This is a genomic window from Pseudomonas sp. NFX5, assembly GCF_049132125.1.
GTDB lineage: Bacteria > Pseudomonadota > Gammaproteobacteria > Pseudomonadales > Pseudomonadaceae > Aquipseudomonas > Aquipseudomonas marginalis.
Window position 1 is genome coordinate 108,901 of sequence record NZ_JAFMZG010000014.1, and the last position, 25,729, is coordinate 134,629.

General features: G+C 60.9%; 22 protein-coding genes. 10 read left to right on the forward strand and 12 right to left on the reverse strand.

Annotated elements, in window-relative coordinates; all coding sequences use genetic code 11:
• Positions 1 to 71 precede the first annotated feature (71 nt).
• The 4 genes from J1N02_RS09200 to J1N02_RS09215 all read left to right on the forward strand — a co-directional run bounded on the left by J1N02_RS09200 (position 72) and on the right by J1N02_RS09215 (position 3,351).
• Complete coding sequence (locus J1N02_RS09200) at positions 72 to 1,925, forward strand: DUF4105 domain-containing protein (protein WP_421147307.1); 1,854 nt, start codon at positions 72 to 74, stop codon at positions 1,923 to 1,925.
• A 48-nt stretch (positions 1,926 to 1,973) separates the two neighbouring features.
• Entirely contained in the window at positions 1,974 to 2,279 is a 306-nt protein-coding gene (locus J1N02_RS09205) for a chorismate mutase (RefSeq protein WP_092358274.1), read from the forward strand.
• A gap of 147 nt (positions 2,280 to 2,426) precedes the next feature.
• On the forward strand, positions 2,427 to 2,783 hold the full coding sequence (locus J1N02_RS09210) for a hypothetical protein (RefSeq protein WP_065938304.1): 357 nt from the start codon (positions 2,427 to 2,429) through the stop codon (positions 2,781 to 2,783).
• Between the two features lie 70 nt (positions 2,784 to 2,853).
• Positions 2,854 to 3,351, forward strand: coding sequence for a GreA/GreB family elongation factor (locus J1N02_RS09215; protein ID WP_027605322.1), 498 nt, complete (start codon positions 2,854 to 2,856; stop codon positions 3,349 to 3,351).
• On the opposite strand, the gene gdhA is transcribed toward J1N02_RS09215, so the two are convergent.
• Together gdhA and ettA are read right to left on the reverse strand one after the other, a co-directional pair.
• Positions 3,348 to 4,685, reverse strand: coding sequence for an NADP-specific glutamate dehydrogenase (gdhA, locus tag J1N02_RS09220; protein WP_421147308.1), 1,338 nt, complete (start codon positions 4,683 to 4,685; stop codon positions 3,348 to 3,350). The genes J1N02_RS09215 and gdhA overlap by 4 nt on opposite strands.
• Positions 4,686 to 4,983: 298 nt before the next feature.
• Positions 4,984 to 6,648 (reverse strand): energy-dependent translational throttle protein EttA, encoded by a 1,665-nt coding sequence (gene ettA, locus J1N02_RS09225; RefSeq protein ID WP_027605320.1) that lies wholly within the window; start codon positions 6,646 to 6,648, stop codon positions 4,984 to 4,986.
• 285 nt (positions 6,649 to 6,933) lie between these two features.
• Between ettA and J1N02_RS09230 the strand changes: the two genes are divergently transcribed.
• Complete coding sequence (locus J1N02_RS09230; RefSeq protein ID WP_098480905.1) at positions 6,934 to 10,785, forward strand: bifunctional diguanylate cyclase/phosphodiesterase; 3,852 nt, start codon at positions 6,934 to 6,936, stop codon at positions 10,783 to 10,785.
• Between the two features lie 142 nt (positions 10,786 to 10,927).
• Positions 10,928 to 12,181: a serine hydroxymethyltransferase gene (gene glyA / locus J1N02_RS09235; protein ID WP_027605318.1), complete on the forward strand. Its 1,254-nt coding sequence runs from the start codon at positions 10,928 to 10,930 to the stop codon at positions 12,179 to 12,181.
• A gap of 184 nt (positions 12,182 to 12,365) precedes the next feature.
• Here the strand turns inward: glyA and yjiA are convergent, their stop codons facing one another.
• From yjiA to J1N02_RS09250, 3 genes are all read right to left on the reverse strand, one after another.
• Positions 12,366 to 13,325 (reverse strand): GTPase, encoded by a 960-nt coding sequence (gene yjiA / locus J1N02_RS09240; RefSeq protein WP_027605317.1) that lies wholly within the window; start codon positions 13,323 to 13,325, stop codon positions 12,366 to 12,368.
• Positions 13,326 to 13,461: 136 nt separating this feature from the next.
• Complete coding sequence (locus J1N02_RS09245) at positions 13,462 to 13,659, reverse strand: YbdD/YjiX family protein (RefSeq protein WP_003176208.1); 198 nt, start codon at positions 13,657 to 13,659, stop codon at positions 13,462 to 13,464.
• A gap of 15 nt (positions 13,660 to 13,674) precedes the next feature.
• Entirely contained in the window at positions 13,675 to 15,741 is a 2,067-nt protein-coding gene (locus tag J1N02_RS09250) for a carbon starvation CstA family protein (RefSeq protein ID WP_027605316.1), read from the reverse strand.
• Between the two features lie 174 nt (positions 15,742 to 15,915).
• Here J1N02_RS09250 and J1N02_RS09255 point away from each other — a divergent pair, with 174 nt between their 5' ends.
• Positions 15,916 to 16,284: a PilZ domain-containing protein gene (locus J1N02_RS09255; protein WP_074847704.1), complete on the forward strand. Its 369-nt coding sequence runs from the start codon at positions 15,916 to 15,918 to the stop codon at positions 16,282 to 16,284.
• 4 nt (positions 16,285 to 16,288) lie between these two features.
• Here the strand turns inward: J1N02_RS09255 and J1N02_RS09260 are convergent, their stop codons facing one another.
• The 4 genes from J1N02_RS09260 to katB are packed head-to-tail and all read right to left on the reverse strand — an operon-like array spanning position 16,289 to position 20,570.
• A complete protein-coding gene (locus tag J1N02_RS09260; RefSeq protein WP_421147309.1) occupies positions 16,289 to 17,014 on the reverse strand; it encodes a hypothetical protein in 726 nt (241 codons plus the stop codon).
• A gap of 16 nt (positions 17,015 to 17,030) precedes the next feature.
• The gene (radA, locus tag J1N02_RS09265) at positions 17,031 to 18,398 is read right to left on the reverse strand and encodes a DNA repair protein RadA (protein WP_024077502.1); all 1,368 of its coding nucleotides are present in this window, start codon (positions 18,396 to 18,398) and stop codon (positions 17,031 to 17,033) included.
• A gap of 35 nt (positions 18,399 to 18,433) precedes the next feature.
• Positions 18,434 to 18,973 (reverse strand): ankyrin repeat domain-containing protein, encoded by a 540-nt coding sequence (locus J1N02_RS09270; RefSeq protein ID WP_027605313.1) that lies wholly within the window; start codon positions 18,971 to 18,973, stop codon positions 18,434 to 18,436.
• A 55-nt stretch (positions 18,974 to 19,028) separates the two neighbouring features.
• Positions 19,029 to 20,570, reverse strand: coding sequence for a catalase KatB (katB, locus tag J1N02_RS09275; protein WP_027605312.1), 1,542 nt, complete (start codon positions 20,568 to 20,570; stop codon positions 19,029 to 19,031).
• A 287-nt stretch (positions 20,571 to 20,857) separates the two neighbouring features.
• Here katB and mscL point away from each other — a divergent pair, with 287 nt between their 5' ends.
• The gene (mscL, locus tag J1N02_RS09280) at positions 20,858 to 21,274 is read left to right on the forward strand and encodes a large-conductance mechanosensitive channel protein MscL (RefSeq protein WP_053137928.1); all 417 of its coding nucleotides are present in this window, start codon (positions 20,858 to 20,860) and stop codon (positions 21,272 to 21,274) included.
• 46 nt (positions 21,275 to 21,320) lie between these two features.
• On the opposite strand, the gene J1N02_RS09285 is transcribed toward mscL, so the two are convergent.
• On the reverse strand, positions 21,321 to 22,097 hold the full coding sequence (locus J1N02_RS09285; protein WP_027605310.1) for a ferredoxin--NADP reductase: 777 nt from the start codon (positions 22,095 to 22,097) through the stop codon (positions 21,321 to 21,323).
• Between the two features lie 379 nt (positions 22,098 to 22,476).
• On the opposite strand from J1N02_RS09285, the gene J1N02_RS09290 reads away from it, so the two are divergent.
• Together J1N02_RS09290 and J1N02_RS09295 are read left to right on the forward strand one after the other, a co-directional pair.
• Positions 22,477 to 23,187: a helix-turn-helix transcriptional regulator gene (locus tag J1N02_RS09290; protein ID WP_027605309.1), complete on the forward strand. Its 711-nt coding sequence runs from the start codon at positions 22,477 to 22,479 to the stop codon at positions 23,185 to 23,187.
• A gap of 161 nt (positions 23,188 to 23,348) precedes the next feature.
• Positions 23,349 to 24,473, forward strand: coding sequence for a methyltransferase (locus J1N02_RS09295; RefSeq protein WP_421147310.1), 1,125 nt, complete (start codon positions 23,349 to 23,351; stop codon positions 24,471 to 24,473).
• Between the two features lie 67 nt (positions 24,474 to 24,540).
• Here the strand turns inward: J1N02_RS09295 and J1N02_RS09300 are convergent, their stop codons facing one another.
• Together J1N02_RS09300 and cydB are read right to left on the reverse strand one after the other, a co-directional pair.
• Positions 24,541 to 24,708, reverse strand: a complete 168-nt coding sequence (locus tag J1N02_RS09300) for a DUF2474 domain-containing protein (protein WP_010562540.1) — start codon at positions 24,706 to 24,708, stop codon at positions 24,541 to 24,543.
• A gap of 12 nt (positions 24,709 to 24,720) precedes the next feature.
• Positions 24,721 to 25,728, reverse strand: a complete 1,008-nt coding sequence (cydB, locus tag J1N02_RS09305) for a cytochrome d ubiquinol oxidase subunit II (RefSeq protein ID WP_027605307.1) — start codon at positions 25,726 to 25,728, stop codon at positions 24,721 to 24,723.
• Position 25,729 lies beyond the last annotated feature (1 nt).

The following is a 25,729-nucleotide window of genomic DNA, read 5'->3' on the forward strand; positions in this document are numbered from 1 at the left end:
CCCAGGCGCGGGTTTTATTTTTGGACCCGCCTCTCCTTGGGTCTCTCTAATTTCCGACTTAAGTTGCCCCTATGCTCAAACGCTTTGCCTGGATGGCACTCTTTGCCTGCGCCCCGCTGTACGCGGCACCGCATCTTGATGATCAACGTTTGCAGCAACTGGCCAATGATCCGTTCTGGCTTTCTCTGGGCCATTACGAAGCCGGCAAAGTCAGTGGCTGGCGCAGCTATGTCAGTGAAAAGAAATTCTTCCTCGCCGCCGATGGCGCCCACCACCCGGATGCAGAACTCAAGGCCACCGTTGAAGCGCTTTACGCTCCGGCCAGCCTGGGTGAAAAACACGCCCAATGCGTTTACCCCGCACGTACCCGCTGGCTCAAGGATCAGTTGCACCTCACTGACCTGCCCGCCGTGGACTGCAAGGAATTCAAGCAATGGTTCAAGGACGTCGCCCCCCATAGCGCGGTGATGATCTTCCCGGCGGCCTACCTCAACAGTCCGTCGTCGATGTTCGGTCACACCCTGCTGCGTATCGACCAGGCCGACGTGCAGAGCAACAAGACCGCACTGCTCAGCTACGCGATCAACTTCGGCGCCTATATCGAAGGCTCGGACAACAGCATCCTGTACGCCTGGAAAGGCCTGATGGGCGGCTACCCCGGCCTGTTCGCCCTGGTGCCCTACCAGGAAAAACTCTCCGAATACCGCAGCCTCGAAAACCGCGACCTGTGGGAATACCGCCTCAACCTCACCCAGGTCGAGACCGAGCGCATGGTCGAGCACGTGTGGGAGCTCAAGCAGATCCAGTTCGACTACTTCTTCTTCGATGAAAACTGCTCCTATCGCCTGCTGGAACTGCTGCAAGTGGCGCGCCCCGGCCTGCGCCTGACCGAGCAATTCCCGCTCACCGCGATCCCCACCGACACGGTCAAGGCCGTGAAGGACGCGGGCCTGGTGGAAAAGATCGACTACCGTCCCTCCCGCGAGCGCGAGTTGCTGGAGCGTGCCAAGCCGCTCGACAGCGACGAGCAACAATGGGTACTGAAAGTCAGCGACGACCAGCAGCAATTGCAGGCGCCAGCCTTCAAAGCATTGCCTCGCGACCGCCAGGCGCTGATCATCGACGCCGCCTACCGCCTGGGCCGCTACCGTGCCAATGGCCTCGAGCGCGACACCGCGCGCTCCCAACGCAGCTTCGAACTGCTGCGCGCGATCAACCAGAACCCCGCGCCCGACCTGGCGATCACGCCCCCCGGCCTGCCCGAAAACGGCCATGAATCGCGCACCTGGCAAGCCGGCCTCGGCACCCGTGGCGACAAGGCCTTCGGCGAATACGGCCTGCGCATGGCCTATCACGACCTCAACGACAACGCCGAAGGCTTCCCCCTCGGCGCCCAGATCGAAATCCTGCAGATGAAACTGCGCCAGTACGAAGGCAACCACTGGCAACTGCAGCAACTGGACCTGGCCACCATCCGCTCCCTGACCCCGCGCAACGCCTTGCTGCAGCCGTGGTCCTGGCAAGTTACCGGCGGCCTGGAGCGGGTGCCCGGTAAACACGACGACGAAACCCTGGTCGCCCACGTCAACGGCGGCGCCGGCGGCACCTGGCAACTGCGCGACGATATGCTCGGCTTCGCCCTCGGCACCGTGCGCGTGGAACACAACAACGACTTCAACGAAGCCATCTCTCCCGCGGCCGGGTTCAATACCGGCGTGCTGTGGAAAAACCCGCTGGGCAATTTGAGCCTGGAAGCGAAAGGGGATTTCTTCACCAATGGTGAAGTGCGGCGCAGCATCAGCCTGAACCAGCAGTGGGAACTGTCCCGCAACCTCGGCCTGCGCCTGAGTGCACAGCGCGAGTACAGCCACTTGTCGACGCCGGTGAATGAAGTGATGCTTGAGGTGAAGTGGTATCACTACTGACTAACACCTTTTGCCAGCATTGCCCGCACCATCAGGAGTTCACTCGACATGGCCGTTACCTGCACCACCCTTGAAGAAGTTCGAAACAACATCGACCGCCTCGACCAGCAAATCGTCACCCTGCTGGCCGAACGCGGCCACTACGTCTCCCAGGCGGCACGCTTCAAAAAAGACACCGATGGCGTCAAGGCCCCGCAGCGGGTCGAGCAGGTGATCGCCAAGGTGCGGGATCTGGCGCAGACCGTGGGCGCCAACCCCGAGGTGACCGAGCAGGTCTATCGCGCAATGATCGCGGCGTTTATCCAGCAGGAATTGGCGGATCATGCGGCTCTGGCGACCAACCAGGCAACCTAGGCCCTTGTGGGGAGGGCGCCAACGGCTTCGGTGCCCACCGCCCGACCTCATCGTGCTCCACACCTTTCTCACACCCCTTTCACACCTCCCCGACAAATCCCTATCTAGACTTCTCCTATCAGCCGTGAAACGGCCAGGGAGCAAGCAATGTGGCGGTATGCAGTAATGCTGTGTGCGGTGGTGTGGCTATCGGGTTGCCAGTCAACCCATCAGGAATTGCTGGCTCGGGGCTATCCGCCCGCCTTTGCCGATGGTTTTGACGATGGGTGCAGCAGCGGCCGCCAGGCGGCGGGGGTGATCACTGGGGTGTTTCGCAAAAACGTGCCGCGTTACCTGAAAGACCGGGTCTACGCCGAAGGCTGGGAGGATGGCTTTCGCCAGTGCAAGGCCATGCGCGAGAACGAGGAGCTGCGCGACTACAAGGACAATCACTGGGATGACCGTGAACGCGCCTGGCAACAGGAGAAGAACCGGGATGCTGCGCGGGCCTATCGCTCGCAATAGGTCGCTTTCAGACATTCATCGAAACTAAAGTGCGGCGAACATGGCCCAAGCTCCATAGAGGGAGAACGTCATGAGCCGAGCTTTTGTAAATGAGGACAACGCCGCCGCCCAGGCCGATCAGCCGGTGGAGCGCCAGGTCAGTGAGCAGCCCAATCGCCTGACCGCCCAGGGGTTGGCGCAATTGCAGGCCAAGGTTGCGCAGCTACAGGCCGCCCACAGCGCCGAGTCCGCCAAGGGCGAACAGGCCGATAAGCAGCGCCAGGCCGACCTTGAGCGGGATTTGCGCTACTTCAACCAGCGCGTGCAGAGCGCCCAGGTGGTGGCACCCGCTACGTCTACCGACAAGGTGCAGATCGGCAGCTGGGTGACGTTCGCCAATGAGCATGACGAACAGCAGCGCATTCAATTGGTCGGGGAAGACCAGGCCGATGCCGGCGCCGGCCTGATCAACTGGGGCTCGCCCCTGGGCCGTGCCTTGCTGGGCGCCCAGGTGGGTGACGAGGTGCTGTGGAAGCGCCCCGTCGGTGACCAGTTGATCGAGGTGCTGCGCATCGAGGCCGAGGCTTAGACGATGCCCTGGGCCAGCATCGCGTCGGCAACCTTGACAAAGCCCGCAATGTTCGCGCCCTTCACGTAGTTGATCCGACCGTTCTCTTCGCCGTAGTGCACACAGGCATGGTGGATCGACTGCATGATGTTGTGCAGCTTGCTGTCCACTTCACCGGCGGTCCACAGCAGGCGCATGGCGTTCTGCGACATCTCCAGGCCACTCACGGCGACGCCGCCGGCATTCGATGCCTTGCCCGGCGCAAACAGGATGCCCGCCTCGATAAAGATATCCACAGCCTCAAGGGTGGTCGGCATGTTGGCGCCTTCGGCCACGCAGATGCAGCCGTTGCGCAGCAGCGTGCGGGCCGCTTCGGCGTCGAGTTCGTTCTGGGTAGCGCATGGCAGGGCAATGTCGCAGGCCAGTTCCCAAGGGGTCTTACCGGCGCGGAATTCCAGGCCGTAACGGCCGGCCAGTTCGCTGATGCGCCCGCGCTGCACGTTTTTCAGCTCCAGCAGCGCCGCCCATTGTTCCTCGGTCAAGCCGCTTTCGGCGTAGAGCGTGCCTTCGGAGTCGGACAGGGAAATCACCTTGCCGCCCAGGTCCATGACCTTGCGCGCCGCGTATTGGGCGACGTTGCCGGAGCCGGAGACCGCGACACGCTTGCCTTCCACTCGCAGGCCGTCGCGCTTGAGCATTTCTTCGGCGAAGTACACACACCCGAACCCGGTGGCTTCCGGGCGGATCAGGCTGCCGCCGTAGGTCATGCCCTTGCCGGTGAGCACGGAGGTGAATTGGTTGCTCAGGCGCTTGTACTGGCCGAACAGGAAGCCAATCTCACGGGCGCCCACGCCGATGTCGCCGGCCGGCACGTCCACGTCTGCGCCAATATGGCGGTACAGCTCGCTCATGAACGCCTGGCAGAAGCGCATGACTTCGGCATCGCTCTTGCCTTTGGGATCAAAATCCGAGCCGCCCTTGCCGCCGCCCATGGGCAGCGAGGTCAGGGAGTTCTTGAAGGTCTGCTCGAAGGCGAGGAACTTCAGCACCCCCAGGTTTACCGACGGATGGAAACGCAAGCCGCCCTTGTAGGGGCCGATGGCGCTGTTCATCTGGATACGAAAGCCGCGGTTGACCTGGACCTTGCCGTGATCATCCACCCACGACACCCGAAAGGTAATCGCACGCTCCGGCTCGCAGATGCGCTCCAGGATGCCCGAGGCCAGGTAATGGGGATTGGCTTCAAGAAACGGCCACAGGCTGCGTAGGACTTCTTCTACGGCCTGGTGGAATTCCGGCTGGTCGGGGTCGCGTTTTTTCAGGCGGGCGAGGAAGGATTCGACGGATTCGATCATGAAAAGTCTCGGCAAATTGATTGTTTTTAAATGAGATTGAGCCGGACTTTATCAATTCATGTCGCACCGCGACAGGGCAAAATGTCGCTTTTGTGAATTTAAATGGTGCATTAGATATAAATAAACCCAGGAAACAGGGATTTATCGCACTTAAAAGGGGATTGCCAAGGCAGGTTATGCACCAGCAGGGAAAAAGCTATCGGGGGCAAGCCCCCTCCCACATTTGATCGGTGTGGGTCAGGAAAAATGTACAAAAAAAACGGAGTCCGAGGACTCCGCTTTTTTCACACCAGCCGGATCAGGCCAGTTTTTTGTGGCGCACACGGTGCGGCTGGGCAGCCGCTTCGCCCAGGCGTTTTTTACGGTCCGCTTCGTACTCGGTGTAGTTGCCTTCGAAGAACACCGCTTGCGAGTCGTCTTCGTACGCCAGAATGTGGGTCGCGACCCGGTCAAGGAACCACCGATCGTGAGAGATCACAATGGCGGCGCCCGGGAAGTCCAGCAGGGCTTCTTCCAGGGAACGCAGGGTTTCAACGTCGAGGTCGTTGGACGGTTCGTCGAGCAGCAGGACGTTGCCACCCTCTTTCAGGGTCAGGGCCAGGTGCAAGCGACCGCGCTCACCACCGGACAGGTCCTTGACGAACTTCTGCTGGTCGCCGCCCTTGAAGTTGAAACGGCCGACGTAGGTGCGCGACGGGATTTCATAGTTGCCGATGCGGATCTGGTCGGAACCGTCGGAAATTTGCTGGAACACAGTCTTGCTGCCATCCAGGTCTTCGCGGCTCTGGTCCACGCAGGCCAGTTGCACGGTTTCGCCGATTTCGATGCTGCCCGAATCCGGCGTTTCCTTGCCCATCAGCATGCGGAACAGGGTGGATTTACCCGCACCGTTACCACCAATGACGCCGACGATCGCGCCTTTTGGCATGGAGAACGACAGGTTGTCGATCAGCACGCGGTCGCCATAGCCTTTGCACACGTTCTTGAACTCGATGACCTTGTCACCCAGGCGCGGGCCGGCCGGGATGTAGATCTCGTTGGTTTCGCTGCGCTTCTGGAATTCCTGCGACTGCATTTCTTCGAAGCGTTGCAGACGTGCCTTGGATTTGGACTGGCGGGCCTTGGCGCCTTTGCGCACCCACTCCAGTTCTTCCTTCATGGCTTTTTCGTGGGCCGATTGCTGCTTGGATTCGGCGGCCAGACGGTCGGACTTGGCTTCCAGCCAACCGGAGTAGTTGCCCTCGTAAGGGATACCGGCGCCACGGTCGAGTTCGAGGATCCAGCCGGCAACGTTGTCGAGGAAGTAGCGGTCGTGCGTGATCGCAACCACAGTGCCCGGGAAATCGTGCAGGAAGTGCTCCAGCCAGGCGACGGAGTCGGCGTCCAGGTGGTTGGTCGGTTCGTCGAGCAGCAGCATGTCGGGCGCCGACAGCAGCAGGCGGCACAAGGCCACGCGACGTTTTTCACCACCGGACAGATGTTCGACCTTGGCGTCCCACGCCGGCAGGCGCAGTGCATCGGCGGCGACTTCCAGCTGGCGCTCCAGGTTGTGACCGTCGCCGGCCTGCAGGATGGCTTCGAGCTTGGCTTGTTCAGCGGCCAGCTTGTCGAAGTCGGCGTCCGGTTCGGCGTAGGCGGCGTAGACCTCGTCCAGGCGGGCCTGGGCGTCCTTGATCACGCTGACGGCTTCTTCGACCACTTCACGCACGGTCTTGGTCGGGTCCAGGATCGGCTCCTGGGGCAGGTAACCGATGTTCAGTTCCGGCATCGGGCGGGCTTCGCCTTCGAACTCGGTGTCGACGCCGGCCATGATTTTCAGCAGCGTGGACTTACCCGAACCGTTGAGGCCGAGCACGCCGATCTTGGCGCCGGGGAAGAAGGACAGCGAAATATTTTTCAGGATTTCCCGCTTCGGAGGGACAACTTTTCCCAGCCGATGCATGGTGAAGACGTATTGAGCCATGGTGAACCTAGCGTCAGTGACTGATGAATTAAGCGGGCGAAGCCCGTGCCAGGCCATGCGCCGCGCGGGCCGTTGACTATCATCAATGCCAGCGAGCGGAAAAAGCCTGAATGTCTGGGGCTGGAACGCCCCCGCGTAACCGGCAAAGCTACCTGAATGCGCTTGGTCAGTCCAGCCAAGCGGGGCTGGCACTTTGCCACAAGTCAAGGCATGCTAGCCGCCCTTCGGGCGTCCGGCTTATAGTGCACGTCGCGCGCCAGTCCAGCCAAACCGCAGGATCACAGCTTGTCCAAAGTCACGCCGCCAACGCCCTTGCGCGCCGCTCATGTAGCGCCGGGAACGCCCCTGCACGGCACCCTCAAAGGCGCATTGGCGACGCTTGTCCTCCTGCTGCTCGCATTATTGTTCTGGCAACTGCTGGACCAGTTGCAGCAAAACCAGAAAAACCAACAGCAATACACCATCGACTACAGTGCCGACCTGGCTGAACAGATCAGCCTGAACATGGCCCTGAGCGCAAAAATTGCCCTGAACCTGCTACCGATGGTCGAGCCGCCGCGCGACATCGAACAGCAGCAGGCCTTGACGCGCACGTTGCAGCGCTCGCTGCCGGAACTGCGCAGTATCGCCCTGCTGGCGCCCAGCGGCGCGATGATCAGCGACAGCGCCAATGACAGCCAGGACAGCGCCTGGCTGGAAGAATTGGTGCAGCGCAGCCACGGCCAACCCTACTACCTGAGCAATAACAACGACGGCACCCTCATCTATCTGCTGCTGCACCAGCCCAGCGGCGGCTCAAGGATGTACTGGGCGCTGCGCCTGGCACCCGAGTACCTGGTCAACCTGACCCGCCAGGACAGCCAGGGCCAACGGCCGATGTGGGCCATCGAGAACCGCCTGAACCACCGCGTGGTCAGCCGTGACAGCGGCATGCCGGCGCAATGGGGCGACGCCCTGACCCCGGATGACCTGAATAAAAGCGTGCTGGTCACGCCCCTGAGCAAAAGCGACTGGCAATTGCGTGGGATGTTCGACCGCGCAGCCGTGCTGGAACAACTGCTGCCGGCGTTTATCGGTAAATGCCTGCTGGGCCTGGCCTTCTCGCTGATCCCCGTGATCGTGCTGCTGAATATGCGTCGCCGCCAGCGCCAGGTGCATGAAGGCCGGCGTCGGTATCAGGATATTTTCGAAGGCACCGGCGTCGCCCTGTGCGTACTTGACCTGTCGGGCCTGAATGCATTTTTTGGCAAGGTGCACTTGCAGACCCGCGAGCAACTGCACGCCTGGCTGCAAACCTCCCCCGAGGAATGCCGGCAGTTGCTCACCGAACTGCGCATCACCGAGATCAACCAGGTGGCGGTGAGCCTGCTCAGAGTGGGCTCCTGCGAGGAAGCGTGGGAGCGGCTGATCGATGATTGCCCGCGCAATACCACGTCCATCGGGCATCAGATACTCGAAGCGGTCCTGACCCAACAGAATCAGCTTGAGTTGGAAATCCAGCTCAAGGATGTGGCCGGCAACGAACAGTACCTTTGGATGGTGATGCGCCTGCCGGAGCAGCAGGACGACTTCAAGGCGGTGATCCTCAGCATCAGCGACATCACCAGCCGCAAGCTGATCGAACTGTCGCTGGTGGAACGCGAAAGCTTCTGGTCGGACGTGGTGCGTACCGTGCCCGACCACTTGTATGTGCAGGACGTGATCAGCCAGCGCATGATCTTCAGCAACCACCATCTGGGCCACACCCTCGGCTATACCAAGGCCGAACTGCAGCAAATGGGCGAGTATTTCTGGGAAATCCTGCTGCACCCCGAAGACGCCGAGCATTACCACGATTTGCGCCAACAGCAACGCCAGGCCGGCTACGCGACGCAGTTGCACTGCCAGTTGCGCTTTCGCCATCGCAACAATCAATGGCGGCGCTTTGATATCCGCGAGCAGGCCCTGGCGCGGGACAAATCGGCGCAAGTCACGCGTATCATCGGTGTGGCCAAGGACATCACCGACCAGATCGAAGCCAGCGAGTCCCTGCGCGACAGCGAAAAGCGCTACCGCATGCTGGCCGAAAGCATCAGCGACGTGATCTGCTCCACCGACAGCCAACTGGCCCTCAACTACATCAGCCCGTCGGTCAACGCCGTGCTGGGTTACGACGTGGACTGGGTATTCAAGAACGGCTGGCAGTCGATCATCGCCAACCCCCAGCAACTGACCGGCATCTATAGCTTGCTGGAACAGGTCAGCCGGGCGCTGGGCGATCCCGACGCGCTGAACAGACTCCGTGATCAAGTGCAGACCCAATTGTTCCTGTTCGACTGCCTGCGCGCCGACGGCCGCAAGGTGCCGATCGAGCTGCGCCTGGTGCTGGTGTGGGATGAGCACGGCGCCTTCGAAGGCGTCCTCGGCGTGGGCCGCGATATCAGCCAGCAACGCCGCGCGGAAAAAGACCTGCGCATGGCCGCCACCGTATTCGAACACTCCACGTCGGCGATCCTGATCACCGACCCGGCCGGTTATATCGTGCAGGCCAACGAGGCGTTCAGCCGGGTCAGCGGTTATGCAGTGAGTGACGTACTCGACCAGTTGCCGAACATGCTCACCGTCGACGAACAACAGGAAGCCCACCTGCGCTATGTGCTCAAGCAATTGCACCAGCACAGCACCTGGGAAGGCGAAGTGTGGCTCAAGCGCCGTAACGGCGAGCACTACCCGGCCTGGGTCGGCATTACGGCGGTGTTCGACGACGAAGGCGACCTGGCCAGTTATGTGTGTTTCTTCAGTGATATCAGCGAACGCAAGGCCAGCGAACAGCGCATCCACCGCCTGGCCTACTACGACGCCCTGACCCACCTGCCCAACCGCACGCTGTTCCAGGACCGCCTGCACACCGCGCTGCAATCAGCCGAACGGCAGAAGTCGTGGGTGGTGCTGATGTTCCTCGACCTCGACCGCTTCAAGCCGATCAACGACTCCCTGGGCCACGCGGCCGGCGACCGCATGCTCAAGGAAATGGCGACCCGCCTGCTCGGCTGCGTGGCCGAAGACGACACCGTGGCACGCATGGGCGGCGACGAGTTCACGTTGCTGCTGCAACCGCGGGTCAACCGCGAGATGGCGCTGAACCGCGCGATCCATGTGGCCGAGCAGATCCTCGCCAGCCTGGTGAAGCCCTTCGTGCTGGAAGGTCGCGAGTTCTTTGTGACCGCCAGTATCGGCATCGCACTCAGCCCCCAGGACGGCAACGAGCTGAGCCAGTTGATGAAAAACGCCGACACCGCGATGTATCACGCCAAGGAACGCGGCAAGAACAACTTCCAGTTCTACCAGGCCGATATGAACGCCAGCGCCCTGGAACGCCTGGAACTGGAGAGCGACCTGCGCCACGCCCTGGAGCAGGACGAATTCGTGCTCTATTACCAGCCGCAGTTCAGCGGCGACGGCAAACGCCTGACCGGTGCCGAGGCGCTGCTGCGCTGGCGCCACCCACGCCGTGGACTGGTGCCGCCGGGGGACTTCATTCCGGTGCTCGAAGAGCTGGGCCTGGTGGTGGACGTGGGCGACTGGGTGATCAGCGAAGCCTGTCGCCAGCTCAAGACCTGGCACCAGAACAAGGTGCGGGTGCCGAAAGTCTCGGTGAACATCTCTGCGCGGCAGTTCTCCGACGGCCAACTGGGCACGCGCATCGCCACCATCCTCAAGGACACCGGCCTGCCGCCGGCGTGCCTGGAGCTGGAGCTGACCGAAAGTATCCTGATGCGCGAAGTCAACGAAGCCATGCACATCCTCGACAGCCTGAAAAACCTGGGCCTGAGCATCGCGGTGGATGACTTCGGTACCGGTTATTCGTCCCTCAACTATCTCAAGCAATTCCCCATCGACGTGCTGAAAATCGACCGCACCTTCGTCGATGGCCTGCCCTCCGGCGAACAGGATGCGCAAATCGCCCGCGCCATTATCGCCATGGCCCACAGCCTCAACCTGGCGGTGATTGCCGAAGGTGTGGAAACCCATGAGCAGCTGGACTTCCTGCGCGAGCATGGTTGCGACGAGGTACAGGGGTATCTGTTCGGGCGGCCGATGCCGGCGAATCGGTTCGAGGCGCAGTTCAGCAATGATGCGCTGTTCATGTTCGATTGAGCGGTGTGATGAGGCCGGCACAGTCACCGCCCATCCCGAGATGAGCCCCGCTTGTCCGCGACATGATGTCCTTTCATATGCCATCTAAAACCCATTGGGTTAGAATGCCCTCCTTTTCTGCCCCCGATCCTTGAGGACCGCCATGTTCAGCCGTGATTTGACTATTGCCAAGTACGACGCCGATCTCTTCGCCGCCATGGAGCAAGAAGCCGTGCGCCAGGAAGAGCACATTGAGCTGATCGCTTCGGAAAACTACACCAGCCCTGCGGTGATGGAGGCTCAAGGTTCGGTTCTGACCAACAAGTACGCCGAAGGCTACCCAGGCAAGCGCTACTACGGTGGCTGCGAGTACGTCGACGTGGTTGAGCAACTGGCCATCGACCGTGCAAAAGAACTGTTCGGCGCCGATTACGCCAACGTCCAGCCACACGCCGGCTCCCAAGCCAACAGCGCCGTGTACCTGGCCCTGCTGCAGGGCGGCGACACCATCCTGGGCATGAGCCTGGCCCACGGTGGTCACCTGACCCACGGCGCCAGCGTTTCCTCCTCCGGCAAGCTGTACAACGCCGTTCAGTACGGTATCGATGCCAACGGCCTGATCGACTACGACGAAGTCGAGCGCCTGGCGGTCGAGCACAAGCCAAAAATGATCGTGGCCGGTTTCTCTGCCTACTCGCAGATCCTCGACTTCCCACGCTTCCGCGCCATCGCCGACAAGGTGGGCGCCTACCTGTTCGTCGACATGGCTCACGTAGCCGGTCTGGTCGCCGCTGGCGTCTACCCGAACCCTGTGCCTTTCGCTGACGTGGTGACCACCACCACCCACAAGACCCTGCGCGGTCCACGTGGCGGCCTGATCCTGGCGCGCGCCAACGCCGAGATCGAGAAAAAGCTGAACTCCGCCGTATTCCCGGGCGCCCAGGGCGGCCCACTGGAGCACGTGATCGCCGCCAAGGCGATCTGCTTCAAGGAAGCCCTGCAACCTGAGTTCAAGACCTACCAGCAACAAGTGGTGAAAAACGCCCAGGCCATGGCCGGCGTGTTCATCGAGCGCGGTTTTGACGTGGTGTCCGGCGGTACTGAAAACCACCTGTTCCTGCTGTCCCTGATCAAGCAGGACATTTCCGGTAAAGATGCTGACGCTGCCCTGGGCAAAGCCTTCATCACCGTGAACAAAAACTCCGTGCCGAACGACCCACGTTCGCCGTTCGTGACTTCCGGCCTGCGCTTCGGCACCCCGGCTGTGACCACTCGTGGCTTCAAGGAAGCAGAGTGCAAGGAACTGGCCGGCTGGATCTGCGACATCCTGGCGGACCTGAACAACGAAGCCGTGATCGACGCGGTACGTGAGAAGGTCAAGGCCATCTGCAAGAAGCTGCCGGTATACGGCGCTTGATTGCAGTTGCTTGACTAAGAAGCCCGGCTCTTGAGCCGGGCTTTTTTATGCCGGTCTCCAACTTGAAATGAGATCAACTGTGGGAGGGGGCTTGCCCCCGATAGCAGTGTGTCAGTCACATATAGGTTTACTGACCCACCGCCATCGGGGGCAAGCCCCCTCCCACATTTGACTGCATTACACGTCAAGGTTGGTAGACCTTGGCAAAGCCTTCGCGGATTTTGTCTTCGGGCAATTCATCGGCAATAAACACGATCACACTCTCCCGCGCCTCACCCTCGGCCCATTCGGTATCCCAGTCGAAACCATAGAGCTTGAGCACGCCCTGGAACACCATGCGACGGTCTTCGCCGGCAATATTGAGTACGCCCTTGTAGCGCAGCAGCTGCTTGCCATGGTCTTCCAGCAGTTCGTTCATGAACTCACTGAGACGGTCGATATCCAGCGGCTGGTCGGTGCGCAGCACCAGGCTGGAAATACGGTCGATGGACGGCGCCTTGCTCACCGGGCGCAGACTCATGCCCGCATTAAGGTTGAAGCCGCGCACATCGAGCAGTTCGGCCAGATCAATCTTGCCGTGCTCGACCACGCGAATCGGCGCGCGGCGGTTGATGCGTGTGAGGCGCTCACTGAGTGCCTCGAAGGCAGCGTCGTCCACCAGGTCACGCTTGCTCACCAGCAGCCGGTCGGCGAAACCGATCTGCGCCTGGGCGATGGTCTGGGTCAGGTGATGCTCGGCGTGGGCGGCGTCCACCAGGGTGATGATGCCGTCGAGGATGTAGCGCTCGCGCAGTTCTTCATCGATGAAAAAGGTCTGGGCCACCGGCGCCGGGTCGGCCAGGCCGGTGCACTCGATCACCAGGCGGTCAAAGGCGATCTCACCGCTGTCCAAGCGCTCGAGCAACAGATACAAGGCTTTGGTCAGGTCGGTGTGGATGGTGCAGCACACGCAGCCGTTGGACAGGGTCATGACTTGCACCGGTTCTTCGCCCAGCAATTGGGTGTCGATACCGGCATCGCTGAATTCGTTTTCGATCACGGCAATTTTCAGCCCGTGCTCGGCCTTGAGCAGATGGCGCAGCAAGGTGGTCTTGCCCGCGCCGAGAAAGCCGCTGAGGACGGTGACTGGAATGGGAGAGGACAAAAGAAATTCTCCTTAAAGGAACACAGAAACAAATGTGGGAGGGGGCTTGCCCCCGATAGCAGTGTGTCAGGCACTGATCTGTCACTGACACACCGCTATCGGGGGCAAGCCCCCTCCCACAGGGCGTTGCGTTAAATCAACAGCACTTGGGCCCACCCTTGCCGCCGTAACGGGCCTCCTGGCGTTCCCGGAAGAACGCCTTGTAGTCCATCATCGGCTTGTCCGGGTGCTTGGTTTGCATATGCTCGACGTACGTGTCGTAGTCGGGCATGCCGACCATCAGGCGCGCGGCCTGACCGAGGTATTTACCGAGGCGACTGATGTCATTGAACATGCTTGCAATCCTCGGTTAGGCGTCCGGTACTGCCTGGAACGGGGCTTCTTTATCCGTACGCTCTTTGTTCCCCCAGGCGGCGACACCGACCTTGAGCGCATAGAACAGGATGCTGAACACCACGAACAGGAACAGCACAGTCAGCGTTGCGTTGGTGTAGGCATTCCAGATCACGTGCTGCATCTGGTCCACGCTCTTGGCCGGGGCCAGGATCTGGCCGTTTGCCAGGGCATCACTGTACTTCTTCGCCAGCGACAGGAAGCCGATCGCCGGGTTGGCGTCGAACAGCTTGATGAAGCCCGCGGTGGTGGTGCAGATCAGCAGCCAGACCGCCGGCAGCATGGTCACCCAGATGTAGCGCTGGCGCTTCATTTTGATCAGCACAACGGTGGCGAGCATCAGCGCGATACCGGCCAGCATCTGGTTGGAGATACCGAACAGCGGCCACAAGGTGTTGATGCCGCCCAGCGGGTCGATCACGCCCTGGTACAGCAGGTAACCCCACATGGCGACGCAACCGGCGGTCGCGATCAGGTTGGCGGTCCAGGACTCGGTGCGCTTGAGCGCCGGTACGAAGGAGCCAAGCAAGTCCTGAAGCATGAAGCGACCGGCACGGGTGCCCGCATCGACGGCAGTCAGGATAAACAGCGCTTCGAACAGGATCGCAAAGTGGTACCAGAACGCCATGGTGTTTTCACCCGGCAGCACACTGTGCAGGATCTGCGCGATACCCACCGCCAACGTCGGCGCACCACCGGCACGCGCGAGGATGGTGGTTTCACCGATGTCATGGGCCACCGCCGACAGCGCCTCGGGGGTAATTGCAAAACCCCAGCTGCTGACGGTTTGTGCCACGGTCACCACGTCGGTGCCGACGATTGCCGCCGGGCTGTTCATGGCGAAGTACACGCCTGGCTCGATCACCGAAGCGGCAACCATCGCCATGATCGCCACGAAGGACTCCATCAGCATGCCGCCGTAACCGATGTAACGGGCGTGGCTTTCATTGGCCAGCAGCTTGGGCGTGGTGCCCGAGGAAATCAGCGCGTGGAAGCCCGAGACCGCGCCACAGGCAATGGTGATGAAAAGGAACGGGAACAGGCCGCCCTTCCATACCGGGCCGGTACCGTCGATGAACTGGGTCAGCGCCGGCATTTTCAGGTCGGGCATGGTCACCAGGATGCCGATCGCCAGGGCGATGATGGTGCCGATCTTCAAGAAGGTAGAAAGGTAGTCACGTGGCGCGAGGATCAGCCACACCGGCAGTACCGCCGCCACGAAACCGTAGCCGATCAGCATCCAGGTGATCTGGATCCCGGTGAAGGTGAAGGCCTTGGCCCAGACCGGATCAGCGGCGATCTGCCCGCCCAGCCAGATCGAACCGAGCAGCAACAGCACGCCGATGATGGAGATTTCACCGATACGGCCCGGGCGGATGTAGCGCATGTAGATGCCCATGAACATCGCAATCGGGATGGTCGCCATCACCGTGAAGATGCCCCATGGGCTCTCGGCCAGGGCCTTGACCACGATCAGCGCCAGCACCGCGAGGATGATGATCATGATCAGGAAGCAGCCGAACAGCGCGATGGTCCCCGGGATACGCCCCATCTCTTCGCGAACCATGTCGCCCAGGGAACGGCCATTACGACGGGTGGACAGGAACAGGACCATGAAGTCCTGCACCGCACCGGCCAGCACCACGCCGGCAATCAGCCAGAGCGTGCCGGGCAGGTAGCCCATTTGCGCCGCCAGTACCGGGCCGACCAGGGGACCTGCACCGGCAATCGCCGCAAAGTGGTGACCGAAAAGGATGTGTTTGTTGGTCGGCACATAGTCCAGACCGTCATTGTTGAGCACTGCGGGGGTGGCCCGCCGTGGATCGAGTTGCATCACATTATTAGCGATGAACAGGCTGTAGTAGCGATAAGCAACCAGATAGATGGCCACGGCAGCGACCACGATCCACAAGGCGTTGATCGCCTCGCCTCGGCGCAGGGCTACTACGCCCAGGGCGCACGCTCCTACGATTGCCAGCACCAGCCAGGGTAGGTGGCGTAGCAGGCTATTATTATTTTTCATTTTTATATTCCAGCCAGGGTGGACAGAAAGGACAGCCATCCGGAGTTTAGCGCTACTGGCCTTAAAGGCCACCCCCCTACGTTGGTCTAGAGCCTTGCAGAGGCAAAAAAAGCAGAAAAAACCACCCGATGATGGCGCAGGGCTACAATCCTTTTATCCACAGAGGGTTTCACCATGACCGAGCAAGCGTCTGATCGCCGTCGTTTTCGCCGGATCGCCTTTGATGCCAAGACCGAACTTCGGCAAAACGGCAACGAATGGCCGGTGCAATTGGTGGATTTGTCGCTCAAGGGCCTGTTGGCGCAACGGCCTGAAGAGTGGAAGGGAAATAAGGCGCTGCCGTTTGCGGTCGACATACGCCTGGATCCCAAGGCGCATATAAAGATGCAAGTACGGCTGACCCACGAAGCTGATGGCCAACTGGGATTTGTGTGCACAGACATCGATCTGGACTCGATCAGTCACTTGCGGCGGCTGATCGAGTTGAACCTGGGCGACCAGGAAGAGCTGGAGCGGGAGCTGGGCGCGTTGCTGGAGGTGTAACGGCTCAGGGAAACGCCGTACGTGCGGGAAATTCGCTTTCCATGTCCCAGTAGCCCTTCTGCTGACTTGAGGCGCCGCGCCACTGCCCGTCGACAAACCGATAAGTCTGATAACGGGTGGCAAAGTCATCCTCACCGTCGCCGTCCATAAATGACGACACCTGCAGCAGTTCATCCGCGCCGCCACTGACTGGCGTTGCGATCGTCCACGCAGCCTTGCCGGTATGAGCCAGGGTCAGCACCTGGACTTTGCCGTCGGCGCCCTGGTAACCCAGCGGTTTGAGTTGCTGCTTGCCAGGCAGCAACAGCTGCGTGGCAGGCCCGCTGTAGCTGCCCATGGGGGCGGTCTGGTCGATGGTCAAAAAATACACAGGTTCGGGCAGCCCTTTGAGCGGGGCTTTCTCGACCTCGGCCAACGGGTAGCCGAGGTCTTCGTGGGCGATCACCTCGCCCGAGGCCGATACCCACCGCACCTGGGCTTCGAGCAGCGGGTTGTCGACCAAATCGCCGGGCTCGTCGAACGAGTCTTCATCCAGCCCACTGCCCCAACTGTCCTTGTGCAGTTGGGGGCTGATGCGCTGGTCTTCGAGCACCTGCAGCACACTGCCGTCTGGCGTCACCAGCGTTTGCGCCAGGCGATAGCCCGTTGGCAGCTCAGCCCAGGCCATGGCGGGCAAGCCGGCCAAGGCGACAAACAGGGCGACTACACCCCAGCGATTCGATCGTTGCATGGCGTCCATCCCTGAGTTATTCGAAAAGTGCATCCAACGCCTGTTCCAGGCGCGTGACCCCAATTACCTGCAATCCTGGCGGCATTTCCTTCGGCGCATTGCCCTTGGGCACGATCGCGCGTTTGAAGCCGTGCTTGGCCGCCTCCTTCAAGCGTTCCTGACCGCTCGGCACCGGGCGCACTTCGCCGGACAGCCCCACTTCACCGAATACCAGCAGGTCGTGGGGCAATGGCCGGTTACGCAGGCTGGACATCACCGCCGCCATCAACGCCAGGTCGGACGCGGTTTCCAGCACCTTGACCCCGCCGACCACGTTGAGGAACACGTCCTGGTCGTGGGTCGGGATCCCCCCATGACGGTGCAGCACCGCCAACAGCATCGCCAGGCGGTTTTGATCCAGGCCCAGCGTGACGCGGCGTGGGTTGGCCAGATGGCTGTCATCCACCAGCGCCTGGACTTCCACCAGCATCGGCCGGGTGCCTTCCCACGTCGCCATGACCACGCTGCCTGGGACTTCTTCCTGGGCACGGGTCAGGAAAATCGCCGAGGGATTGGAGACTTCCTTCAGCCCCCGGTCGGTCATGGCGAACACACCCAGTTCGTTCACCGCGCCGAAGCGGTTCTTCACCGCCCGCAGCAAACGCAAGCGGCCATCGGACTCGCCTTCGAAATACAGCACGGTATCGACCATATGCTCCAGCACCCGTGGCCCGGCCAGCGCGCCTTCTTTGGTCACATGGCCGACCAGGAAGATCGCCGTGCCGCTCTGCTTGGCGTAGCGCACCAGCAACGCGGCACTTTCGCGCACCTGGGACACGCCGCCCGGCGCCGATTGCAGCTGCTCGGTGAAAATCGTCTGGATCGAGTCGATCACCATGACCTTGGGCTTTTCGATCCGGGCCGTGGCGATGATGCTTTCGATGCAGGTTTCGGTCATGACCCGCAGTTGGTCCTGGGGCAGGCCCAGGCGGCGGGCGCGCATGGCCACCTGTTGCTGGGATTCTTCGCCGGTGACGTACAGCGCCGGCATGCGGCTGGCGATGCTGCACAGGGTTTGCAGCAGGATCGTCGACTTGCCGATGCCGGGGTCGCCGCCGATCAACACCACCGAACCATCCACCAGGCCGCCTCCCAGGACCCGATCCAGCTCACCGGAGGCCGTCGAGAAACGCGGGATCTCTTCAACGCTGACTTCCGCCAGGGTCTTGATCTGCGCCTGCTGCCCGGTCCAGCCGGCGCGGCCGGTGGGGGCCGAGGCGCCGCCACTTTCGATCATGGTTTCAGTCAGGGTATTCCACGCACCACACTCGGTGCATTGGCCGGCCCACTTGGGAAAGGTCGCGCCGCACTCCGTGCAGCCGTACATGCGCTTGGCCTTTGCCATTTGAGAACCTCCAACCGAAAAACCGCGATGATAGCTCAGCGCGACGCCGGGGTCCGGATTTCACCGCTGGCCAATCGTGAAGCACTGTTGCCGACCGGGTCTTGGGCGTTGAGATCGGCGCCCTTGGCCTTGAGTTCGTCGAGCAACTCGAGGCGCTTGAACAGGCCGGCGTACATGGCGGCCGTCTGACCGGCGCCATTACGTTGGTCGGGGTTGCAGTCGGTGGCCAGCAGGCGCTGGGCAATGTTCAACTCACCCTTGAAGATCGCGCCCATCAACGCGGTGTTGCCGCGTTTGTCCTGCACACAGGCGTCGGCACCGGCGGCGAGCAAACGCTCCACATAAGCGCTTTCGCCGTGGTAGGCGGCGAGGATCAGCGCGGTGTAGCCCTTGTCGTCCTGGGTGTTGAGGGGGAAGCCGGCGTCGATGAAGGTGTTGAGCATGTCGAGGTCGCCACGGCGGGCGGCGTCGAAGTAATAGTCCTGGAGCTGCGCCTTGAGCGCGACCGGGTCGGGCGACTCGGCATGGGCGACAAAGGCCAGCATGGTCATCAGTAAACCGATAGAAATACGCATGGGTGCTCTCCTGCCAGAGGTCGACGCCCGGGAGGGGCGTCGACCGAAACCAACGTCAGTCAGTGAGTTTTTCGGCCAGCGCCTTCACGCGTGCCAGATCACCCTTGGCGACCTTGGCCACGCCGGTGCCGTATTCCGGATCGGCCTTGTAGAGGAACGACAGGATGATGTGCTTGCTCTCGTCATCGGTAGTGGCCAGGGAGCCGCCGAAATTGTCGATCAAGTCCTGGCGTTCTTTCGGGCTGTAGGAGCGATACAGATCACCGGCCTGCTTGAAGTTCTGCTCACGCTGGATCTTCGCCTGCTGGGTACTGCCCGACAGCGCCGTCTGGCTATAGCGCGCGGTTTGCGGCTCTTCACGGTTTTCCAGGCGGCTTGGCTGGTAGTTCACGCCGCTGGTGGTCTTGCCGAAGTTCAGCGCGCCGTCCTGGTTACCGTTGTTGACGGTGACCCGAGGGGCGTTGATCGGCAGTTGCAGGGCATTGGCGCCCAGGCGATACATCTGCGTGTCGGCATACGAGAACACCCGGCCTTGCAGCAGGCGGTCTTCCGACGGCTCGATGCCCGGTACCAGGTTGGCCGGGGCCATGGCCACTTGTTCGGTTTCCTGGAAGACATTCGCCGGGTTGCGGTTCAGTACCATCTGCCCGACTTTGCGTTCGGGCACATTCGGCCAGATCTTGGTGGCGTCCAGCGGGTCGAAATCAAACTTGGCCAAGTCTTCCGGCTTGAGTACCTGCACATACAGGTCCCACTTGGGGAAGTCGCCCTTGTTGATATGGGTGACCAAGTCATTGGTCATATGGCTGTAGTCACGCCCCTGCACTTCGGTAACTTGCTTGGGATCGAGATTCTTGATGCCTTGCAGACTCTTCCAGTGGAACTTGACGTAATGCACTTCACCCTTGGCGTTGATCAACTTGTAGGCATGTACGCCATTGCCGTCCATTTCCCGATAACTGGCCGGAGTACCGGAGTCGGAATACAACTCGGTAAGTGTGCGAGTGGCCTCGGGAACATGGGAGAAGAAGTCGAAGCGACGGGAGTCATCATCCAGGTTGGTGCGCGGGTCCGGCTTGAAGGCGTGGACCATGTCGGGGAACTTGATGGCATCGCGGATAAAGAACGTCGGGAAGTTGTTACCCACCAGGTCCCAGTTGCCATCGGCGGTATAGAACTTGGTGGCGAAGCCGCGCGGGTCACGCAGGGTTTCAGGGGAATGATTGCCGTGCACCACGGCCGAGAAGCGCACGAACACCGGGGTCGTTTCGCCAGCAGCGAAGACCTTGGCCTTGGTCAGGTCACTGAGGTTATCGGTGACGGTGAAGGTGCCATGGGCGCCGGTACCGCGGGCATGCACCACGCGCTCAGGGATGCGTTCACGGTCGAAGCGCTGCAGTTTCTGGATCAGTTGCACGTCCTGCAGCAGCACCGGGCCGTTGGCGCCGGCGGTTTGCGAGTTCTGGTTGTCGCCGACGGCGGCACCGTTGTCACGGGTCAGGTTGGCGGCTTGTACGGAGAGGGAAAGCAGGCTGGCGGTCGCCAGTACCAGCACATGACGCGCCAATACCGGGCCGCGATTCATTGGATTCTTCATCAAGGTTTCCTCTGGTTTTTTTAATGCACATTCAGTTGTGCTTGCCAGAGGCTAGTGACCCACGAGTCAGAAGATAAATAGAAAAACACCACCAGGTCGATTAAGAAAATAATGTGGTAAGCCGCTGAAATAGCGGGTATTTCGCGCGCGATTGGTGGCACTTTGCAAACTATTTGCGATTTAATGTGTCGATAAAAACTGACAGTGTTAACGGTTGTGTCGGGCATGCCCGCTGCGACTGATTTACACTGAGCGGCACCCTTCTCATCTGTAACAAGGAATAACCTATGGGCGTGATCAGTGAGTTCAAGGCCTTCGCGGTCAAAGGTAATGTGGTCGACATGGCCGTCGGTATCATCATCGGCGCCGCCTTCGGCAAAATTGTTTCCTCGTTTGTAGGCGACGTAGTGATGCCGCCCATTGGTCTATTGATCGGTGGCGTGGACTTTGGTGACCTGGCGATTACGCTCAAGGCGGCACAGGGCGATGTGCCTGCCGTGGTGCTGGCGTACGGCAAGTTCATCCAGAGCGTGATCGACTTTGTGATCGTCGCGTTTGCGATCTTCATGGGCGTCAAGGCCATCAACCGCCTCAAGCGCGAAGAAGCCGTGGCGCCTAGCCTGCCACCGACACCGAGCAAGGAAGAAGTGCTGCTGGGCGAGATTCGCGACCTGCTCAAGGCACAGAACGACAAGCCGCTTTAACCCGTACCGGCTTGGAAAAAAGGCGCCTCCTTAAGGCGCCTTTTCATTACCAGTAGTTTTCCACTGCCACCTGCCCTGGCCGGCGGCTAAGGCTCAGTTGCATGTCGCGCTGCTTGAGCAACTGGCGAGTGTCATCCACCATCTGCGGGTTGCCGCAAATCAGCACACGGGAATGTTCCGGGGTCAGATCGACGCCGGCAGCACGCTCCAATTCTCCGTTTTCGATCGAGGTGGTAATACGCCCACTCAACGCCCCCGGATAATCCTCTCGGGTCACGATGGGGATGTAGGTCAGTTTGTGCGCATATTCTGCCAGGTACTCCCGCTCGCCCAACCCCTTGATCAGCGACTGGTACGCCAGCTCCCGGGCTTCCCGCGCGCTGTACACCAGGATGATGCGCTCGAATTTCTCCCAGACTTCGAAGTCCTGCAGGATCGACAAAAACGGTGCCACCCCGGTGCCGGTGCCTAACATCCACAAGTCCCGGCCATCGACGAAACGGTTCAGGGTCAGGAACCCGGTAGCCTGGCGCTCCACCATCAAGGTATCGCCCACCCTCAGGCGGCTGAGTTCACTGGTGAATTCGCCGCCTGGGACAACAATCGAGAAGAAGTCCAAGTATTCATCAAACGGCGAGGACACCACGGAATACGCGCGCCATACCGTGCTGCCATCCGCCTTGCTGACCCCCAGGCGCACGAACTGGCCGGCGGTAAACCGGAACCCTGGGTCACGGGTGGTTCGCAGGGTAAACAGGCTGGGGGTCAGGGATTGCACATCGAGCAAGGTTTGGCGGGTAAATTTCTCAGCACTGGCCGTCATGGGGGACTCCGTTCTACAGGTGCCCTAGTGTCCCTCAAACTCGAGCCCGGAAACACCTCTGGTTGGTAGTGGCATTATATAGGCACAACATAATGGCAACCTAATATCAACTCTGATCAATTTGCTATTAGCCCCTTTATCCGCGCTACAAGCGCGCTCTAAGTTGAGCTGCTACAGGTGCTTCAACTGACTAAAAAATCGAAAAAACAACTAAGCCCCTTAGCTAAGCCCGCCGCGACCTTAGAGAAAGTTTCTTAAACGCTGCCCTGCAAGAGCGAAAATTTTTTCTCGCGATGTAGCTCATGTCCTACACTAATTTCCGTGCAGTGGGAGTTCAGGACGTATCCCATGTCATGCGGAAACCCATGGAGAGTTACCAATGGTCAACTGGCGCAATACCCGACTTCCCAAACTGGAAGGCGAGAGCGAGGTTACGACTCTTTTCGAGATGGCTGTCAACCACACCTACGCACTCGGCTTCCAATACTGTTCTTTCACGATGAGCTCTCAACTACCTAACAACCAAACGAAACCTGTTCGCCTCAACAACTATCCAGATGAATGGAACAAACTGTATAACCAGGCCCACTTCTTTGACGCTGACCCCGTGGTGGAACATTGCAAACGTTGTGTACTGCCCCTTGTCTGGGAAGAAAAAATCTTTAAAGACTCACCCAACCTGTGGTCTTTAGCCCGATCCTTTGGTGTGCATTTGGGATGGACCCAAGCCGTGCATGATTTCCAGGGTGTGTTCAGCATGCTGACCCTGGGTCGCAGTGCGGGTGAAGTGACCCCGCAGGAGCTTTATGAAAAAGCCGGCCAGGTCCTGTGGCTGTGCCATGCGATGCATGCGGTAGTCGCGAAGACTTACGCACACAAGCCCAGCATTAACCCTGCAAACAAATTGACCCCGCGCGAAACCGAAATCCTCAAGTGGTCAGCCATGGGCAAGACCGCTGCGGACATTGCCGCCATCCTGTGCCTGTCCGAGCGTACGGTGGGCTTTCATATCTGCAGTTGCTTCAAAAAGCTGGGAGTCAACAACAAGATCGCTGCCGTGCTCTGCGCCTCGAAAGCGGGGTTGTTTTAATCAGCGTTGAAACACCGCATGTAATCCCTTAGGAAAAAAAGTAACATTTACGACCCATTCTGAGTGCTGGGCTGTTCCCACGGGGTGCCGCCCGCTGTTCACTCAGACGGTTCCGCAGCCGACTGCCGAACACCCATCGATGACCCAGAGCCTCCCTCGCCATGCCCCTGCTCGACAGCCCCTTCGCCCAGCTCGATCTGATCCGCCAGCCAGAGCAACATAACGATCCGCTGCAAGCCTTCGACGCCGCCGACGAGTACCTGCTCAGCTACCTGGCTGAACAGCAACCGAGCGCTGCGACCCGCGTGCTGGTGCTCAATGACAGCTTCGGCGCCCTGGCTGCGAGCCTGGAAGGCCGGGTGCAGGTGACCTCCAGCGGCGACTCGTTCCTGGCCGCCCTGGGCCTGGATAAAAACCTGGTGCGCAATGGCAAGGCCTTTGACGCCGTGCCGTTCATCCCCGCCAGCGAGGTGCCCAGCGGGCCGTTCGACCGGGTGCTGATCCGCGTCCCCAAGACCCTGGCATTGCTGGAAGAACAACTGATCCGCCTGCAAGGCCAACTGGCGCCGGGCGCCGAAGTGATTGCCGCAGCGATGGTCAAGCACCTGCCCCGGGCGGCCGGTGAGTTGCTGGAGCGCTATATCGGGCCGATGCACGCCTCCCTGGCGGTGAAGAAGGCGCGGTTGCTGATCGCGACACTGGCCGACCGCCCCACGGCGGTCTCGCCCTACCCGACGCGCTACACCCTGGACGCGCCGGCTATCGAACTGCTCAACCATGCCAACGTGTTCTGCCGTGAAGGCCTGGACATCGGCACCCGCGCCTTCCTGCCGCACCTGCCCAATAACCTGGGCAGTGCCCGCGTGGCGGACCTGGGTTGCGGCAACGGCGTATTGGCGATTGCCAGCGCACTGCAAAACCCCGACGCCCGGTACACCTTGGTGGACGAGTCCTATATGGCCGTGCAATCGGCCCTTGAGAACTGGCAAGCCGCCCTCGGTGATCGGGAGGTGACAGTACGCGCCGGGGACGGCCTCGCAGGCCAGGAGCCGGACTCCCTCGACGTGGTGCTGTGCAACCCGCCGTTCCACCAGCAGCAGGTGGTCGGCGACTTCCTGGCCTGGCGTATGTTCCAGCAGGCGCGGGAGGCGTTGGTGGTCGGCGGCGCGCTGTATATCGTCGGCAACCGTCACCTGGGTTATCACAGCAAGTTGGCGCGCTTGTTCCGTGGCGTAGAGCAGGTCGCTGCCACGCCCAAGTTCGTGATTCTCAAAGCACGCAAATAAAAAAAAACCCTGCCCTTCCAAAAGAAGAGCAGGGCTGAAAACCGGGCGCGAAGCCCGGATCGGGATGTCAGTGGGTGGTCAGGCCGGCCGCATTCATGAACATGCGCATCAGGCTGGCCACCACGAACAGGGCCAGCACACTGCCGGTCCAGATCATCGCCAGCCAGCCGAGGCGCCGCCACAGCGGCTGTTTCTCGGCCTGTTCGATCTCGTGCAACGTAGGTTTGCCGGACATGCAACGACCCTCCTAGTGATAGCCGTCTTCGTGGGTGACCTTGCCGCGGAACACGTAGTAGCTCCAGAAGGTGTAGCCCAGGATGAACGGGATGATGAACAAGGTGCCCACCAGCATGAATCCCTGGCTCTGGGGCGGCGCAGCGGCATCCCAGATCGACACGGATGGCGGGATGATGTTCGGCCACAGGCTGATCCCCAGGCCGCTGTAGCCGAGGAAGATCAGCACCAGCGTCAGCAGGAACGGTGTGTAGTGGGCATTCCGCGCCACGGCGCGGATCAACCCGTACATGGTCACCAGCACCAGGATCGGTACCGGCAGGAACCAGAACAGGTTCGGCAGGGTGAACCAGCGCGAGGCGATTTCCGGGTGCGACAGTGGCGTCCAGAGACTCACGATGCCGATCACGGCCAGCACCACGAAGGCCAATGGCCGCGCCAGGTTGTGCATTTTCTCCTGCAACGGGCCTTCGGTTTTCATGATCAGCCAGGTGCAGCCGAGCAATGCATAGGCCACGATCAGCGCCACGCCGCAGAACATCGTGAACGGCGTGAGCCAGTCCAGCGAGCCGCCGGCAAACTGGCGATTGACCACCGGGATCCCGTCGATAAACGCCCCCAGCGCGACGCCCTGGAAGAACGTGGCCGCCAGCGAACCGCCGATAAACGCCTTGTCCCACAGGTGACGCTTGTGGTCCTTGGCCTTGAAGCGGAACTCGAAGGCCACGCCACGAAAGATCAGCCCCACCAGCATCAGGATCAACGGCAGGTACAGTGCCGACAACACCACCGAATAGGCCAGCGGGAACGCGCCGAACAACGCCGCGCCGCCCAGCACCAGCCAGGTTTCGTTACCGTCCCAGACCGGGGCCACGGTGTTCATCATCACGTCACGGTCGGTCTTGCCCGGGATAAACGGGAAGAGGATGCCGATGCCCAGGTCGAAGCCGTCCATGACCACGTACATCATGATGCCGAAGATGATGATCACGGCCCAGATCAGCGGAAGATCAATACCCATC